The 16,123-nt window shown below is 73.1% G+C and carries 16 protein-coding genes; 8 read left to right on the top strand and 8 right to left on the bottom strand.

Annotated features, from left to right (window positions below):
* The first annotated feature begins 89 nt into the window (after positions 1-89).
* Together ACZ67Q_RS31360 and ACZ67Q_RS31355 are read left to right on the top strand one after the other, a co-directional pair.
* On the top strand, positions 90-548 hold the full coding sequence (locus tag ACZ67Q_RS31360; protein ID WP_471189066.1) for an SRPBCC family protein: 459 nt from the start codon (positions 90-92) through the stop codon (positions 546-548).
* Entirely contained in the window at positions 548-877 is a 330-nt protein-coding gene (locus ACZ67Q_RS31355; RefSeq protein WP_471189063.1) for a TfoX/Sxy family protein, read from the top strand. Before ACZ67Q_RS31360 ends, ACZ67Q_RS31355 begins: the two co-directional genes overlap by 1 nt.
* 69 nt (positions 878-946) lie before the next feature.
* Here ACZ67Q_RS31355 and ACZ67Q_RS31350 read toward each other — a convergent pair whose 3' ends face one another.
* Both ACZ67Q_RS31350 and ACZ67Q_RS31345 read right to left on the bottom strand, forming a co-directional pair.
* Positions 947-1,294 carry a DUF1330 domain-containing protein gene (locus ACZ67Q_RS31350; RefSeq protein ID WP_471189061.1) on the bottom strand — a complete coding sequence of 116 codons (348 nt, stop codon included), beginning with the start codon at positions 1,292-1,294 and terminating at the stop codon, positions 947-949.
* Positions 1,295-1,367: 73 nt separating this feature from the next.
* Complete coding sequence (locus ACZ67Q_RS31345) at positions 1,368-2,066, bottom strand: TetR/AcrR family transcriptional regulator (RefSeq protein ID WP_471189058.1); 699 nt, start codon at positions 2,064-2,066, stop codon at positions 1,368-1,370.
* Positions 2,067-2,198: 132 nt separating this feature from the next.
* Here ACZ67Q_RS31345 and ACZ67Q_RS31340 point away from each other — a divergent pair, with 132 nt between their 5' ends.
* Entirely contained in the window at positions 2,199-2,648 is a 450-nt protein-coding gene (locus tag ACZ67Q_RS31340; protein WP_471189056.1) for a nitroreductase family deazaflavin-dependent oxidoreductase, read from the top strand.
* 315 nt (positions 2,649-2,963) lie between these two features.
* On the opposite strand, the gene ACZ67Q_RS31335 is transcribed toward ACZ67Q_RS31340, so the two are convergent.
* Positions 2,964-4,199 carry a geranylgeranyl reductase family protein gene (locus tag ACZ67Q_RS31335; RefSeq protein ID WP_471189053.1) on the bottom strand — a complete coding sequence of 412 codons (1,236 nt, stop codon included), beginning with the start codon at positions 4,197-4,199 and terminating at the stop codon, positions 2,964-2,966.
* Positions 4,200-4,332: 133 nt separating this feature from the next.
* On the opposite strand from ACZ67Q_RS31335, the gene ACZ67Q_RS31330 reads away from it, so the two are divergent.
* Together ACZ67Q_RS31330 and ACZ67Q_RS31325 are read left to right on the top strand one after the other, a co-directional pair.
* The gene (locus ACZ67Q_RS31330) at positions 4,333-5,688 is read left to right on the top strand and encodes a M20/M25/M40 family metallo-hydrolase (RefSeq protein ID WP_471189050.1); all 1,356 of its coding nucleotides are present in this window, start codon (positions 4,333-4,335) and stop codon (positions 5,686-5,688) included.
* A 61-nt stretch (positions 5,689-5,749) separates the two neighbouring features.
* Positions 5,750-6,454 (top strand): MBL fold metallo-hydrolase, encoded by a 705-nt coding sequence (locus tag ACZ67Q_RS31325; protein ID WP_471189048.1) that lies wholly within the window; start codon positions 5,750-5,752, stop codon positions 6,452-6,454.
* 11 nt (positions 6,455-6,465) lie between these two features.
* Here the strand turns inward: ACZ67Q_RS31325 and ACZ67Q_RS31320 are convergent, their stop codons facing one another.
* On the bottom strand, positions 6,466-7,509 hold the full coding sequence (locus tag ACZ67Q_RS31320; protein WP_471189045.1) for an NUDIX hydrolase: 1,044 nt from the start codon (positions 7,507-7,509) through the stop codon (positions 6,466-6,468).
* 152 nt (positions 7,510-7,661) lie between these two features.
* The gene (locus tag ACZ67Q_RS31315) at positions 7,662-7,853 is read right to left on the bottom strand and encodes a hypothetical protein (RefSeq protein WP_471189043.1); all 192 of its coding nucleotides are present in this window, start codon (positions 7,851-7,853) and stop codon (positions 7,662-7,664) included.
* 212 nt (positions 7,854-8,065) lie between these two features.
* Here ACZ67Q_RS31315 and ACZ67Q_RS31310 point away from each other — a divergent pair, with 212 nt between their 5' ends.
* Entirely contained in the window at positions 8,066-10,087 is a 2,022-nt protein-coding gene (locus ACZ67Q_RS31310) for an NPCBM/NEW2 domain-containing protein (protein ID WP_471189040.1), read from the top strand.
* Between the two features lie 139 nt (positions 10,088-10,226).
* Here ACZ67Q_RS31310 and ACZ67Q_RS31305 read toward each other — a convergent pair whose 3' ends face one another.
* A complete protein-coding gene (locus ACZ67Q_RS31305) occupies positions 10,227-11,180 on the bottom strand; it encodes an ROK family protein (protein WP_471189038.1) in 954 nt (317 codons plus the stop codon).
* A gap of 231 nt (positions 11,181-11,411) precedes the next feature.
* On the opposite strand from ACZ67Q_RS31305, the gene ACZ67Q_RS31300 reads away from it, so the two are divergent.
* Together ACZ67Q_RS31300 and ACZ67Q_RS31295 are read left to right on the top strand one after the other, a co-directional pair.
* Positions 11,412-12,500, top strand: coding sequence for a LacI family DNA-binding transcriptional regulator (locus ACZ67Q_RS31300; RefSeq protein ID WP_471189035.1), 1,089 nt, complete (start codon positions 11,412-11,414; stop codon positions 12,498-12,500).
* A 43-nt stretch (positions 12,501-12,543) separates the two neighbouring features.
* Complete coding sequence (locus ACZ67Q_RS31295; protein WP_471189032.1) at positions 12,544-13,326, top strand: hypothetical protein; 783 nt, start codon at positions 12,544-12,546, stop codon at positions 13,324-13,326.
* 300 nt (positions 13,327-13,626) lie between these two features.
* On the opposite strand, the gene ACZ67Q_RS31290 is transcribed toward ACZ67Q_RS31295, so the two are convergent.
* Positions 13,627-14,922 carry a DUF6986 family protein gene (locus tag ACZ67Q_RS31290; protein ID WP_471189030.1) on the bottom strand — a complete coding sequence of 432 codons (1,296 nt, stop codon included), beginning with the start codon at positions 14,920-14,922 and terminating at the stop codon, positions 13,627-13,629.
* Positions 14,923-15,092: 170 nt separating this feature from the next.
* Positions 15,093-16,055 carry an electron transfer flavoprotein subunit alpha/FixB family protein gene (locus tag ACZ67Q_RS31285; RefSeq protein ID WP_471189028.1) on the bottom strand — a complete coding sequence of 321 codons (963 nt, stop codon included), beginning with the start codon at positions 16,053-16,055 and terminating at the stop codon, positions 15,093-15,095.
* Positions 16,056-16,123 lie beyond the last annotated feature (68 nt).

The raw sequence follows: 16,123 nt of genomic DNA, 5'->3' as shown, positions 1-16,123 counted from the left end.
CCCCGGGAAGTAGGCCGCCGGACGGCGGACCAGGTGCTGTGCGGCCATCCTGGTAGCGGGGACGGCGACGCGGTGAGGCGGGTGCCAGGATGACGATCGACGTGACGGTGCGGCGCACGATCCCGGTGCCGGTCGAGCAGGTGGCCGCCTACGCCATGGACTGGCGCAACGACAGCCGCTGGACCCAGGGCATCCGCCGGGCCGAGCTGACCCGGCCGGCCGGTACGGGCGGCTTCGGTACGGGCGCCGAGGTGACCCGCACGGCGTACTTCCTGGGGCGGCGCATCGACTATGTGCTGCGCGTGGCCGCCCACGACCCGCCACGGACGCTGGACATGGTGTCCGTGGCCGGTCCCATGCCGATGCACGTCACCTACTCCTTCGCGCCCGCCCCGCGTGGCACGCTGGCCGCCATCCGGGTCCGCGGTGGTCCGGGCGGCCTGCTGCGGCTCGCCGCACCTCTGCTGGCCCGGCAGGTCCGCTCCTCCCTCACCAAGGATCTGCGCGACCTGGAACGCCGGCTGGCCGAACGCGACGGAGGCGAGTGATGGCGTACGACGAAGGGCTGGCCGAGCGGGTCCGGGCGCTGCTCGGCGGTGAGCCGGGGATCACCGAGAAGCGCATGTTCGGCGGGCTGGCCTTCCTGCTGGGCGGCAACATGGCCGTCGCGGTGACCGGTGACGACCTGCTGGTGCGGGTCGGCCCGGACGGCACCGAGGCCGCGCTGGCCCGGCCGGGGGCGCGGCTCTTCGACATGTCCGGCCGTCCGATGCGCGGCTGGGTGGTGGTGGCCGGCCCGTCCGTGGCCGAGGACGACGCGCTCGCCGGGTGGGTCACCGAGGGGACGGCCTTCGCGGCGGGCCTGCCGCCCAAGTGAGGGCTTCGCCGACCAGGCCCCCGAGGGGTGTGCCTCGCCGGCGGGCGACGGGAGATGCACGCCCGGGCCCTACCGCGCCGCCATCCCCTCCCGCATCGCCCGTGCCGTCAGCGCGGGGTCGTAGCTCTCGGGGACACCCGGGACGAAGATGATGTCGCCCTCGATGTGACGGGAGCGCAAGGGGGCGATCTCCCGATAGGCGGGCGAGTCCCACCAGGCGCGGGCCTCCGCCATGCCGGGGAAGGCGATCACCACCACGTGTCCGGGCCAGCTTCCCTCCTTCACCTCGTGCTGTGCCGCGTGCACGAGGAACCGTCCGCCGTACGGCGCGAACGTGGCGCCGATGCGCTCGATGTACTCGGCGATGTCCGGGTGCGGCGCGGCCTCCTGCAGGTGGCCGATCACGTAGGCGGTCATGGCGTCCTCCGGTCTCGTCGGGCTGGTGACATCCCCGATCGTGGCAGGGGGCCGCAGGGAGGTCGATGACCTCTCAGGTAAGCGGCAGGCCGACTCCCTCCCCCAGCCGCTCCGCAGCGTGCCGGAAGAACTCCTCCCGGTCCTCCACCACCCGGTTGAACTGACCGAACAGCTCGAAGTTCACCAGTCCGAACAGCTGCGCCCAGGCCGCCACCAGGGCGGTCACGGTCTCCGGGGGGAGGTCGGGGGCGAGGTCGGCGGCCATACGGGCGGCGTCGCCGTGCAGCGCGGCGGGCAGGGGCGGTTCGGTGAGCACACCCGCGCGGTGGGCGTCGCCGACGATCGCGAAGAACAGGCGGCCGACGCGCGCGGCGGGCGGCACGGTCGTCATCGGCGCGCTGTAGCCGGGCACGGGCGAGCCGTAGATCAGGGCGTACTCGTGCGGGTGGGCCAGCGCCCAGTGCCGTACGGCCTCGCAGACCGCCGTCCAACGCCGGGCGGGCGGGGCGTCGGCGACCGCCGCGGCGGCGGACTCCGCGGCCTCGCCGAGGGAGTCGTAGGCGTCGATGATGAGTGCTGTCAGCAGGTCGTCGCGGCTGGGGAAGTAGCGGTAGAGGGCGGAGGAGACCATGCCGAGGGCGCGGGCGACCGCGCGCAGTGAGAGCTTGGCGGCCCCGTCCTCGGCCAGCTGTCTGCGCGCCTCGTCCTTGATGGCGGCGGTGATCTCGATCCTGGCCCGGGCCCGGGCGCCGCGTGCGATGTCCCTGCTCATGGCAGCCAGTCTGCCACGCGTAGAGAGCGGCGCACACAATTGTGAGCACCGCTCTTGCTCTGGATCGCCGACCGCGCAACACTGATGTCAGAGCGAGAGCACCGCTCACGGTTTTGGTCTCAGGAGGCTGCCATGTCCGCACACGTCCGCAAGCCCGGCTGGTTCACCGTCAACGTCTTCAACCGGGCGGTCGCGTGGCTGACCGGCCGCGGCATCAGCGTGTGGGGCTCCCGGGTGCTCGCCGTCCGGGGCCGCAAGAGCGGCCAGTGGCGCACCACCCCGGTCAATCTGCTCACGGTGGACGGCGCGCACTACCTCGTCGCCCCGCGCGGGCACGTGCAGTGGACGCACAACATGCGCGCGGCAGGCGGTGGTGAGCTGCGGCTCGGCAAGCAGGTGGACCGGTTCACGGCGACGGAGGTCTCCGACGACGACAAGGCGCCGATCCTGCGCGCCTACCTCAAGCGCTGGAAGGCCGAAGTCGGCGTCTTCTTCAACGGGGTGGGCCCGGACTCCCCCGAGTCCGAGCTGCGCCGGATCGCCCCCGACCACCCCGTCTTCCGCGTCACGGTCACCGGCTGAGCCATCTCACGGGCGCGGCCGCGTCAGCCGCGCGCGGCGGGCACCCGTGCGCCGCGGCCACCGTCCGTGTCCGGGCCACCAGGACTGCGTCGGCCCGGCGCTTCCTTCACGCAGCCCTCACCCAAGCTCCGGCGGGCACCGCCAGGCATGACCTCCCCCGGCCGCGTGACCGCCGACCGTCTTCCGGCCGCCCGGGCCCGCCACCTCGGCGCCGGCCCCGTCCTCGCCCCCGGGCCCCGGCGGCACCGCCGGAGTCGACACCGCGGTGCCCCGCCGTCCCTCGCGTCACATCGGGGGCCGCCGCCCGGCGTACCGTCAGGAGCCGGCCTCGTCCGCGGCCGCCCGGCGGCGGTCCAGGGCGCTCAGGGTGCGCTGGGCGATCGGGCGGGTGCGGACCATCTCGCCCAAAGAGGTGGAGCCGCGGGTGATGTCCGTGAACGCCCGCCAGGCCGGGCGCAGACCGGTCAGGGCGGCGTGGAAGAGGCCGGGGCGCCGCTCGAAGGCGGACAGCAGCCGCTTGCCCACGGCCATTTCGACGCCGAGCCCTGCCTTGACGGCGAACGCGTAGTTCAGGGCCTGGCGCCGGGTGTCCACGGCGTCGTTCGCCTCGGCGATCCGTACCGCCCACTCCCCCGCGAGCCGGCCCGAGCGCAGGGCGAAGGAGATGCCCTCACGGGTCCACGGCTCCAGCAGTCCGGCGGCGTCCCCGCACACCAGCACCCGCCCGCGCGAGAGCGGCGAGTCGTCGGCGCGGCACCGGGTCAGATGGCCGGACGAGACAGTCGGTTCAAAACCGGCGAGGCCGAGCCGGCCGATGAAGTCCTCGAGGTAGCGCTTGGTCGCGGCGCCCTCGCCGCGCGCCGAGATCACCCCGACCGTCAGCGTGTCCCCCTTCGGGAACACCCAGCCGTAACTGCCGGGCAGCGGACCCCAGTCGATCAGCACCCGCCCCTTCCAGTCCTCGGCGACGGTGTCCGGTACCGGGATCTCCGCCTCCAGACCGAGGTCGACCTGGTCGACCTTGACGCCCACGTGCGCCCCTATCCGGCTGGCGCTGCCGTCGGCGCCGACCACCGCGCGGGCCAGCAGCGTCTCGCCGCCCTGGAGGACGACGGCGACCGTGCGCCGGTCCGGGACGGCCGCGCCGTGCTGCTCGACCCGCTGCACCGTGGCGCCGGTGCGCAGCTCGGCGCCCGCCTTCTGCGCGTGCTCGACGAGCTGCTGGTCGAACTCGGGCCGGTTGATCAGCCCGAACAGCATCTGCCGCGAGCGCCGGGTACGGGTGAAGCGACCGTCCAGGGAAAACATCACCGCGTGCACGCGGTCCTTCAGCGGCAGCTCGAAACCGGGCGGCAGCGCGTCACGCGAGGGACCGATGATGCCGCCCCCGCACGTCTTGTACCGCGGCAGCTCCGCCTTCTCCAGCAGGAGCACGCGCCGCCCCGCGACCGCGGCCGCGTAGGCGGCCGAGGCCCCCGCGGGTCCCGCGCCCACCACGACGACGTCCCACACCTGCCGCTCATCGTCCGCCGAAGAGTTCTCGCTGCTCACGATGGTCTACCGCTCCCGATCACGCCGCTGCCGCTGCTGCCACAGGCATCCTACGGCGGAGATCGTCACGGCCCGCTGTGGGAGGATCGGCAGCACTCACCTGTACAACGTCGCACCCACGAGGAGCGTGCCCATGTCGTCGCATCCGGTCGCCGAGACCGTCGCCGCGCTGATGCCCCGGGCCAAGGCGGAACTCGCCGAGCTGGTGGCCTTCAAGTCGGTGGCGGACTTCGCGCAGTTCCCGAAGAGCGAGAGCGAGCAGGCCGCCCGCTGGGTCGCCGACGCGCTCACCTCCGAGGGCTTCACGGACGTGGCGCTGCTGGACACCCCGGACGGCACGCAGTCGGTGTACGGCTACCTGCCCGGCCCCGAGGGCGCGAAGACCGTGCTGCTGTACGCGCACTACGACGTGCAGCCCCCGCTGGACGAGTCCCGCTGGGTGACCCCGCCCTTCGAGCTGACCGAGCGCGACGGCCGCTGGTACGGCCGCGGCACCGCCGACTGCAAGGGCGGCGTCATCATGCACCTGCTGGCGCTGCGCGCGCTGAAGGCGAACGGCGGCATACCCGTCCACGTCAAGGTCATCGCCGAGGGCTCGGAGGAGCAGGGCACGGGCGGCCTGGAACGCTACGCCGAACAGCACCCGGAGCTGCTGCAGGCGGACACCATCGTCATCGGCGACGCCGGCAACTTCCGGGTCGGTCTGCCGACGGTCACCACCTCCCTGCGCGGCATGATTCTGCTCCGCGTCCAGGTCGACACCCTGGCGGGCAATCTGCACTCCGGCCAGTTCGGCGGCGCCGCCCCGGACGCGCTGGCCGCGCTGATCCGGGTGCTGGACTCGCTGCGCGCCGAGGACGGCTCCACCACGGTCGACGGGCTGACCGGCGACGCCGTGTGGGATGGCTTGACGTACGACGAGGAGCAGTTCCGCAAGGACGCCAGGGTGCTCGACGGGGTCGAGCTGATCGGCTCCGGCGCGGTCGCCGACCGCATCTGGGCCCGCCCCGCCGTCACCGTGCTCGGCATCGACTGCCCGCCGGTGGTCGGCGCCACGCCGTCCGTGCAGGCGAGCGCACGCGCCCTGATCAACCTGCGGGTGCCGCCGGGCGTGGACGTCACGGAGGCCACCAAGCTGCTCCAGGCCCACGTCGAGGCGCACACCCCGTGGGGCGCCCGGGTCGCCGTCGAGCAGGTCGGCCAGGGCCAGGCCTTCCGGGCCGACGCCGCCAGCCCCGCCTACCAGGCGATGGCCGACGCGATGGCCGTCGCCTACCCCGGCCAGGAGATGCAGTACGCCGGGCAGGGCGGCTCCATCCCGCTGTGCAACACCCTCGCCGCGCTCTACCCGCAGGCGGAGATCCTGCTGATCGGGCTGAGCGAGCCCGAGGCGCAGATCCACGCCGTGAACGAGAGCGTGTCGCCGCAGGAGCTGGAGCGGCTGTCCGTCGCCGAAGCGCTGTTCCTGCGCAACTACGCGGCCGGCTGACCGGCTCTGCTCACAGCAAAGGGCCCCGCGCGAGCCGCCCGGGGCCCTTTACGTTCGCCCCATGGACGTCATCGAACTGCTCCCCCGCCTCCATCTGCTGCGCTTCCCCGTCGGCCAGGCCTACCTCTGGCGGGACAGCGACGACGACTTGACGCTGATCGACGCCGGTCCGGTGGGTTCCGGCGGCGCCGTTGTGGAGGCGATCACGTCGCTGGGGCTGGCCCCCGGCGCCGTACGACGGATCGTGCTGACGCATTTCCACGAGGATCACGCGGGCGGGGCGGGCGAGTGGGGTGACGTGCCGGTGCTGGCGCACCGGCTGGACGCGCCGTACATCCGCCAGGAGCGGCCGGGACCGCCGCCGGTGCTCCAGGACTGGGAGCGGCCGCTGCACGCCGAGGTCACGCGGGGTCTGCCGGCGCTGAGCGAGGCGACGCCGCCGCCGGTGGTCCACGCGGTGTCCGGCGGCGACGTCCTCGACTTCGGTGCGGGTGCCCGCGTGGTGCACGTCCCCGGGCACACGGACGGCAGCATCGCGCTGCATCTGCCCGCGCACGGAGTGCTGTTCACCGGGGACACGATCGCCGCGTCCCCGGTGGACGGCACGGTGATGCCCGGGGTGTTCAACCTCGACCGGGAACGGACCCTGGCGTCCCTGCGGCAGCTGGCCGGCCTGGAGACGGAGGTGGCCTGCTTCGGCCACGGGGACGCGGTGACGGCGGGGGCGGGCGAGGTGCTGCGGGAAGTGGCGGACCGACACGCCTGACCTCGGCCGGCTCATCCCACGGGGTGGCCCGCTTCCAGATACAGCGCGGCGCCGCGTTCGCGGGCGCGCAGTGCCCAGCGCAGTCGCTCGTAGCGCACCGGCGGGAGCAGCCCGGCCGCCTCGTGTTCGGTGACGAAGCGCCAGCCGCGCAGTTCGGGCCCGGGCAGCAGCACCTGGCGGGCCGCGGCGGAGTCGAGGCGGCCGCCGTCGAAGAGCAGGCGCAGACCGCCGTAGCCGGGGGGCGCGGGCCGTTCCCAGTCCACGACGAGGAGCCGGGGCACCTCGTCCAGCCGTATCCCGGTCTCCTCCGCGACCTCGCGCATGCCCGCGCGGGCCGGTGCCTCGCCGGGCTCGACGACGCCGCCGGGGAACTCCCAGCCGGCCTTGTAGGTGGGATCGACGAGCAGCACCCGGTCCTGTTCGTCGAAGAGGAGCACGCCGGCGGCCAGGGTCTCGCCGGTGGGTTCGGGTGTCTGCACGATGTCGCAGACGGACGCGGCGCCGCTGCCGACCGCCTCCGCGATCCGCACGGCGCTCTCGTACGGCGTGAGGGCGCCGGTGTCGACGAGGTGTGCGTCGGCGGTGAGCCAGGAGCCGAGGGCCGCGCGGTAGGGCTCGATGTGGTCGTAGGCCCACTGCCGGACGCGTATCTCGCCGTCCGGGAGGTCCGGCGGGACCGGGCGCCCGGCTATCCGCTCACGCAGGATCGTTTCAGCCGGGGCGAGGAGAATGTGCCGGACCTCGATCCGGCGGGCGGCGAGGCCGCCGAAGATCTCGTCCCGGTACTCCTGGCGCAGCAGGGTCATGGGGACCACGAGGGTGCCGCCCAGCTCGGCGAGCAGCGCGGCGGCGGTGTCGATGACGAGGCGGCGCCAGATCGGCAGGTCCTGGAAGTCGCCGACCTCGGCGAGGCGTTTGGGCGGCAGCAGGTGCTGGAGTGCTGCGCCGATGAGCTCGGGGTCGAAGAGCGTGCTGTTCGGGATCACGTCGATCAGTTCGCGCGCGGTCGTGGACTTCCCCGCTCCGAACGCACCGTTGATCCAGACGACGGTCACGGTTCCCCCTCTTCTGTTGGCCCCCTGTGGCTTGCCCGCTCCACCCTGCCACGGAAACCAGCGCCAGTTGAGGGCGCACGACACGGCGGCGCCACCCCCTCGCGCATCCACGCGCGGGAAGGCGGCACCGCAGTGGGCCGGCCCGTTCCTCGTCAGTCGAGTCCGGGCGCGCCCTCGTCGATCTGGAAACTGTCCTGGGCGACCGTGTGGTCCAGGGTGCTGAGGGTGTCGCCCACGTTCAGGTTCGTCAGGTCGTCGGCGTCCAGACCGTGCGAGGGCGTGATCGCCGCGACGACGAACCCGGTGGCGAGGGAGGCGATGGCGAGCATGCTGCGCTTCTTCATGCCCGGCTCAACTGCGCGAGGGGACGGAGGTCACGCCCCTACTGATGTCCCGTCACCTTCGCCCGTACCTCTGGCCATCGGTCACCCCGTGCCGCAAATCTCCCACGACCCGCCATCTTCCAACAGAGTCCGACACGTTCTACCGTGAACGCGCATCGATGACGAGTGCATGACGTCATCTCCCCTTTCTCGTTGGTCGGAGGCATGTCACCATGCGTCACACCGGCACATCACGTCACAGAATCGTCGGAGCGCTCACCGCGGGACTCCTGTGTACGGCCGGGCTCACCGCCCCGGCCGTCGCCGCGTCCGGCGCCCCCGCCGCGCCGGACACACCCACCCTGGCCGACGGGCTCGCGCTCACCCCGCCGATGGGCTTCAACAACTGGAACTCCACCCACTGCCGGGCCGAGTTCAACGAGGCGATGGTCAAGGGCATCGCCGACCTCTTCGTCGCCAAGGGCCTCAAGGCCGCCGGGTACCAGTACGTCAATCTCGACGACTGCTGGGCCCTCCCGCAGCGCGACGCCGAGGGCAAACTGGTGCCCGACCCGGCCCGCTTCCCCGGCGGCATCAAGGCGGTCGCCGACTACGTCCACGCCAAGGGCCTCAAACTCGGCATCTACACCAGCGCCGGAACCAAGACCTGCAGCGACATCGGCTTCCCCGGCGGCCTGGGCCACGAGTACAGCGACGCCCGGCAGTTCGCCGACTGGGGCGTCGACTACCTCAAGTACGACAACTGCAACAACCAGGGCGTCGACGCCAAGCAGCGCTACACCACCATGCGCGACGCACTCAAGGCGACCGGGCGGCCCATCGTCTTCAGCATCTGCGAATGGGGCCAGAACAAGCCATGGGAGTGGGCCGCCGACGTCGGGCACCTGTGGCGCACCACGGGCGACATCTCCGACAGCTGGGGCTCGATGCTGGCCATCGCCAAGCAGAACCTGCCGCTCGCCCCGTACGCCGGTCCTGGCCACTGGAACGACCCCGACATGCTGGAGGTCGGCAACGGCGGCATGACGGACACCGAGTACCGCTCGCACTTCTCCCTGTGGTCGGTCATGGCCGCGCCCCTGCTCATCGGCACCGACCTGCGCAAGGCCTCGGACGCGACGTACGAGATCCTCGGCAACAAGGAGGTCATCGCCGTCGACCAGGACCCGCTCGGCAAGCAGGGCACCGTTGTCTCCTCGGCCGGCGGGCGCTGGGTGATCGCCAAGCAGATGAGCGACGGCAGCCGCGCGGTCGCCCTGTTCAACGAGTCGTCCACAGCGCAGCGCATCGCCACCACTGCACAGGCCGTCGGGCTGCCCGCCGCCGACGGCTACACCCTGCGCGACCTGTGGCGGCACACGTCGTACAACACCGCCGGAACCCTCGCGGCCACGGTCCCCGCGCACGGCACGGTGCTGGTCCGCGTGGCCGCCGACGGCGGCTGGGCCGCGCAGCCCCCGGCCGTCGAGACCGGCCTGGACGGCGGCGCGTACGTGGAGGCGGGCAAGCCGGTCACGGTGACGTCCACGGCCACCGACCTCGGCCGCACCCCGGCCCGTGCCGTCTCCGTCGCCCTGACGGGCCCCGCCGGCTGGACGGTGAAGGCCACCTCGCCCGCCACGACGGCGTCCCTGCCCACCGGCCGCTCTCTGAGCACCGCCTGGACGGTCACCGCGCCTGCGGGGACGCCGACCGGGTCGTACGGACTGACGCTGACGACGAGTTACCGCTCGCCGACCGGTGCACGGGCCGTGAACACCCTGACCGTGACGGCGTCCGTGGTCGTGCCGCCGCCCGCCGGATCCTCCTACCTCGGCGATCTGCCGTGGCTGTCGGCCGACAGCGGCTGGGGGCCGGTGGAACGCAACACCAGCAACGGCGAGAGCGCGGCCGGTGACGGTCATCCGATCACCATCGGCGGCGTGGTGTACGGCAAGGGGCTCGGCGTGCACGCGCCCAGCACCGTCGCCTACTACACCGGCCGCTCCTGCGAGACGGTCAGCGCGTCCGTCGGCGTCGACGACGAGAAGGGCACGAAGGGCACGGTCGCCTTCGAGGTGCGGGCGGACGGCAGGACGGTCGCCTCGACCGGGGTGCTGACCAACGCCATGCCCGCCCAGTCCCTCACCGCGGACGTCTCCGGCGCTCAGGTGGTGGAGCTGGTGGTCACCGACGGCGGCGACGGAGTCGACTCCGACCACGCCGACTGGGCGGACGCCCGGCTGACCTGCTGACCTGCTGACCTGCTGACCTGCTGACCTGCTGACCGCACATTGGCGGCGCCCACCCCGAGCCGGCGAGGGTGGGCGTCCGGCCGGCGCAACGCCCGGGTCCCGGCCCGCGCAGCGCCCGTGGCCCGGCCGGCGGCTTCGCTCAGACCCCCGCCGCGGCAGCCCCCACCACTCCCGTGAGCGCGGCCGCCGCCGCTCCCACCAGGCCCGCGTCCGTGCCCATCTGGGCCGGGGCCACCGTCAGCCGGCGGACGAAGGACAGGGTCGCGTAGTCGGCCAGGGAGCGGCGCAGCGGGGCGAGGAGGACCTCGCCGGCCTTGCCGACGCCCCCGCCGATCACCGCGATGTCGATCTCCACCAGCGTCGCCGTGGCCGCGATGCCGGCGGCCAGCGCCTTGGCGGCCCGCTCGAAGGAGGCGACGGCCACCGGATCCCCGGCGCGCGCCGCGGCGGCCACCGCGGCGGCGGAGGTGTCGCCGTCGGGACCGGGCCGCCAGCCGTCGTCCAGGGCGCGGCGGGCGATGTTCGGACCGCTGGCGATGCGCTCGACACAGCCGCGCGAACCGCACGGACACAGGTCGCCGTCGAGGTCCACGCTGATGTGTCCGATGTGACCGGCGTTGCCGGTGGGGCCGGGGTGCAGCCGGCCGTTCAGCACCAGGCCGCCGCCGACTCCTGTGGAGACCACCATGCACAGGGCGTTGGAGTGCCCTCGGGCCGCGCCCTGCCAGTGCTCGGCGGCGGTGATCGCCACGCCGTCACCGATCAGTTCCACCGGCAGGCCGCCGGTCACCGCACGGGCCCGCCCCACCAACGGGAAGTCACGCCAGCCGGGGATGTTCACCGGGCTCACCGTGCCCGTGGAGGCGTCCACCGGGCCCGCGCTGCCGATGCCGAGCGCCCGCGCGCGCCCCCACAGCGGCGACAGCGTCAGCTCGCCGAGCACCTCCTCGACGGCCCGCATCACGGTGTCGCCGTCCTCCCGGGCGGGCGTCGGGCGCTGGGCCCGCACCAGGATCGCGCCGCGGTCGTCGACCAGCGCGCCGGCGATCTTGGTGCCGCCTATGTCGAGCGCGGCCACGAGGTCGGTGGTCATCAGTGTCGGATCTCCCCGTTCGGCAGTGGGAACCAAGCGAAACCTGAAAGGCTGCGGTAAGCCGCAGCCCGGCCGGCGGTGGGGGCGCGGGCCGGAGCGTGCGCTGCCCAGTCTCCCCCGCACGTGACAACGTTGTCCAGGCTCTATGCTCGACGCCACATCCTCATACAAGCCATGGACCGCCGCATCCTTCCGGCGGTTGGATGGGGCCGACGGACCCGTCACCCCCCGGTGGACCACAGGACAGGACAGCGCACCGTGCCCAAGACCGCCCGCAGCACCGCCCGCCTCACCGACCGCCTGCCCGGCAGCCGGTACGGCAACCGTCCCACCATGAAGGACGTCGCGGCCCGCGCCGGAGTCGGCCTGAAGACCGTCTCCCGGGTGGTCAACGGCGAGCCCGGCGTCACCCCGGACACCGAGCGGCGTGTGCAGGAGGCCATCGAGGCGCTGGGCTTCCGCCGCAACGACAGCGCGCGGGTGCTGCGCAAGGGCCGCACCGCGAGCATCGGCCTGGTCCTGGAGGACCTCGCCGACCCGTTCTACGGCCCGCTCAGCCGCGCGGTGGAGGAGGTGGCCCGGGCGCACGGCGCGCTGCTGATCAACGGCTCCAGCGCCGAGGACCCGGACCGCGAGCAGGAGCTGGCCCTCGCGCTGTGCGCGCGGCGGGTGGACGGCCTGGTGGTGATCCCCGCCGGGGACGACCACCGCTATCTGGAGCCGGAGATACGGGCCGGGGTGGCGACCGTCTTCGTGGACCGCCCGGCGGGCCGCATCGACGCGGACTGCGTGGTGTCGGACAACTACGGCGGCGCCCGCGACGGCGTGACCCATCTGATCGCGCACGGGCACCGCCGGATCGGTTTCATCGGCGACATGCCCCGTATCCACACGGCCGCCGAGCGGTTGCGCGGCTACCGGGCCGCGATGGAGGACGCGGGCATACCCGTGGCGGACTCCTGGATGTCGCTGGGCGCCACCGACCCCGAGCGGGTGCGCCGGGCCGCCGAGGACATGCTGTCCGGGCCGGAGCCGGTCACGGCGATCTTCACCGGCAACAACCGGGTCTCGGTGACCGTGATCCGCGTCCTCGCGGCCCACGACCGCCCGGTCGCCCTCGTCGGCTTCGACGACGTCGAACTCGCCGACCTGCTCCGGCCGGGCCTCACCGTGGTCGCCCAGGACGCGGCGGCCCTCGGCCGCACCGCCGCCGAGCGGCTCTTCCGCCAGCTGGACGGCGACCTCGTCGCCCCCGAGCGCGTCGAACTGCCGACCCGGCTGATCACCCGCGGATCCGGCGAGCTGCCTCCGGCGGGCTAGGCACCCCCGCGTCGGTGTTGCCGGATGACTAGTCTGGGTGCCGATGGTGTACTTCAGCCTGGCAGCGCTCGGCCTGGCCCAGGTGCCGCGGGAGAACCCGCTGCTGTATCCCGGCGCGTGGCCGCGGGATTCGGGGCTGCTCGACGGGGACCGGCTGCTGCCGCTCGACCGTCTGATGTACGACGACCGCGCCCCCGTGCTGACGGTCGGCTCCAACGCCTGCCCCGGCCAGCTGCGGCACAAGCTGGACGAGTTCTCTGTCGCCTCACCCGTGCCGATGGTGCGAGCCCGGGTGACCGGTGTGGACGTCGGGGTCTCCGCGCACGTCAGCCGCATGGGCTATGTCTCGGCCTCGCCCGTCCGCTCCCCCGCCCGTATCCGGGACCTGTTCGTCATCTGGCTGGACGCCGAGCAGCTCGCCGTCATCGACGCGAGCGAGGGCGTGCCGCTGCCGCACGGCAACTTCGCGCGGATGTGGCTGCCCGCGCCGGACGTACGCGTCGAGCTGACGGACGGCCGTCTGCTGCCGGGCGTGTACTCCTACGTCAACCGGCACGGCGTCCTGCGCGGCGGCAACCGAGCCCCGCGCCGCCACCCCGGCCAGCGTGCGCTACTGGGCGAACTCGTACGTGCCTCGACCCGCCTGCGTGAACTGTTCGGAGCGACCCCGGAGGAGTTCTGCACCCGGGCCCGCTCCGACCCACGGCTGTGCGCCCGGGGCACGCGCCTGTTCGCCGAGGAGAGCCTCGTCACCACGTCCGGCCTGGAGCGCTACGCGAACCAGCATCCGGACGCGGCTTCCTCGCTGTTCCCGCCGCTGGGCTGAGGCGTGCACGACGGCCGGCCGCCCCCGGCGGGAAGGGACGGGGGAGGGGGTGTCCGCCCGCAGCGTCCGGCACCGGGCAACAGCGAGCGTGTCGGACGCGGGCGGCCGGACCGTGGACGGACACCCCCCGCCCCGGTCCCGACTCAGAATCCGGCCGTAGGCGCGACGCACGCCACGACGAGACCGCAACGGGCCGCCGCAGGCACACAAGGGGCGCGGGGAACGGCGCGACCAGCCCCCACCGGCCCGCAGCCCAAACGCGACCCGGCGCCGCAAGGACCCCGCCCAGCCGCCGGCAGGCTACTGCGCCGACGCCGTCAGATCTCCCCGCCGCGGCGCCGCGAACCCCTCCAGGTCGCCCCGCGTGAGCCCCGTGGCCTCGGCCACCTCCGCGACGTCGAGCGCACCACAGTCCAGCCCCCGCAGCAGGTACCCGCTGAGCGCCTTCGCGGTGGCCGGCTCGTCCATGACGTCACCGTCGACGTGGCCGGCGTAACGGGCGAGGCGGGCGGCGGCCTGCTGGAAGCCCTCGCGATAGAAGGCGAACACCGCGGCGTAGCGGGTGGGGATGTGCCCGGGGTGCATGTCCCAGCCCTGGTAGTAGGCGCGGGAGAGCGCACGGCGGGTCAGCCCGTAGTGCAGCCGCCAGGCGTCGTGAACCTTCTCGGTGGGACCGACCGGCAGGACGTTGGTGGAGCCGTCCGAGACGCGTACGCCGGTGCCGGCGGCCGCGACCTGCATGATCGCCTTGGCGTGGTCGGCGGCTGGGTGGTCGCTGGCCTGGTAGGCGGCGGAGACGCCGAGGCAGGCGCTGTAGTCGAAGGTGCCGTAGTGCAGTCCGGTGGCGCGGCCCTCGGCGGCCTGGATCATGCGGGCGACGGTGGCGGTGCCGTCGGTGGCGAGGATGGACTGGCTGGTCTCGATCTGGATCTCGAAGCCGATACGGCCGGGCTCAAGACCGCGGGCCTTCTCGAACGCCTCCAGGAGCCGGACCATGGCGGTGACCTGCTCGGGGTAGGTCACCTTGGGCAGGGTGAGCACCATGCCGTCCGGCAGCCCGCCGTTCTCCAGCAGGCCGGTGAGGAAGACGTCCAGCGTGCGGATGCCGCGGTCGCGGACGGCGGCCTCCATGCACTTCATCCGGATGCCCATGTACGGCGCCGCCGTGCCCTTGGCGTACGCCTCGGCGATGAGCCGGGCGGCGCGGGCGGCGTCCTCGTCCTCGTCCTTGCCGTGGTAGCCGTCCTCGAAGTCGACGCGCAGGTCCTCGATGGGTTCGCGCTCCAGCTTGGCGCGCACGCGGGTGTAGACGGGCTCGGCGAGGTCGTCGGCGAGGCCGAGGACGCGGGCGAAGGAGGAGGCGTCCGGGGCGTGCTCGTCGAGCGCGGCGAGGGCCTGGTCGCCCCAGGAGCGGATGGTGTCGGCGGCGAAGACGTCACCGGGGACGTAGACGGTGTGCACGGGCTGGCGGGTGCCGGGGTCGCCCGGGTAGCGGCGCTCCAGTTCGGCGTCGACCGGCGCGAGGGAGGCGCTGATCTCCTCGCTGACGGCGCCCGCGAGGCTCGTCGCCACCTTCTCCTGCTGGCCCTGACCCATCCCGCACCCTCCTGTTTTCCGCTCTATGGAATCAATAATCCGTAGAGTGAAGTTATCCGTGGATCTTCCTCCTGGTCAACACCCTGTCCACAGCATGAACCCGTCGCCGTGACACGGCGAGGCCCCCGTGACCGCGCAGGTCACGGGGGCCTCGACGAGCCGGGCGGCGATCAGCCCTTGCGGGACTTGACCTCGTCGGTCAGCTGCGGGACGACGTCGAAGAGGTCGCCGACGATGCCGTAGTCGACGAGCTCGAAGATCGGGGCCTCGGGGTCCTTGTTGATGGCCACGATGGTCTTCGAGGTCTGCATGCCGGCGCGGTGCTGGATCGCACCGGAGATGCCGCAGGCGACGTACAGCTGCGGCGAGACCGACTTACCGGTCTGGCCGACCTGGTTGGTGTGCGGGTACCAGCCCGCGTCCACGGCGGCACGCGAGGCGCCGACGGCCGCACCGAGCTGGTCGGCGAGACCCTCGATCAGCGAGAAGTTCTCCGCGCCGTTCACACCGCGGCCACCGGAGACCACGATCGCGGCCTCGGTCAGCTCCGGACGGCCCGTCGACTCACGCGGCGTGCGGCCGGTGATCTTCGTGCCGGTGGCCTTGTCGGAGAAGGACACGTTCAGCGCCTCGGCCGCACCCGCGGCCGGGGCGGCCTCCACGGCGGCCGAGTTCGGCTTGACCGTGATGACCGGGGTGCCCTTGATGACACGGGACTTGGTGGTGAAGGACGCGGCGAACACCGACTGGGTGGCCACGGGTCCCTCGTCGCCGGCCTCGAGGTCGACGGCGTCGGTGATGATGCCGGAGCCGATGCGCAGCGCCAGACGCGCGGCGATCTCCTTGCCCTCGGCGGAGGACGGCACCAGGACCGCGGCCGGGGAGACGGCCTCGACGGCGGCCTGCAGGGCGTCCACCTTCGGCACGACCAGGTACTCGGCGTACTCGGAGGCGTCGTGGGTGAGGACCTTCACCGCGCCGTGCTCGGCGAGCGTGGCGGCGGTGTCACCGGCGCCGTTGCCCAGCGCGACGGCGACCGGCTCGCCGATGCGGCGGGCCAGCGTCAGCAGCTCCAGAGTGGGCTTGCGGACGGCACCGTCCACGTGGTCGACGTAGACGAGAACTTCAGCCATGGGAATGCATCTCCTGCGGGGATTGCGAAGTCTGAGGGGCGGTCAGGGAGGCGGTCCCTGCTCCAGGG

The organism is Streptomyces sp. NPDC036813 (genome assembly GCF_055609245.1).
This window is presented reverse-complemented; position numbering and strand designations above follow the sequence as displayed.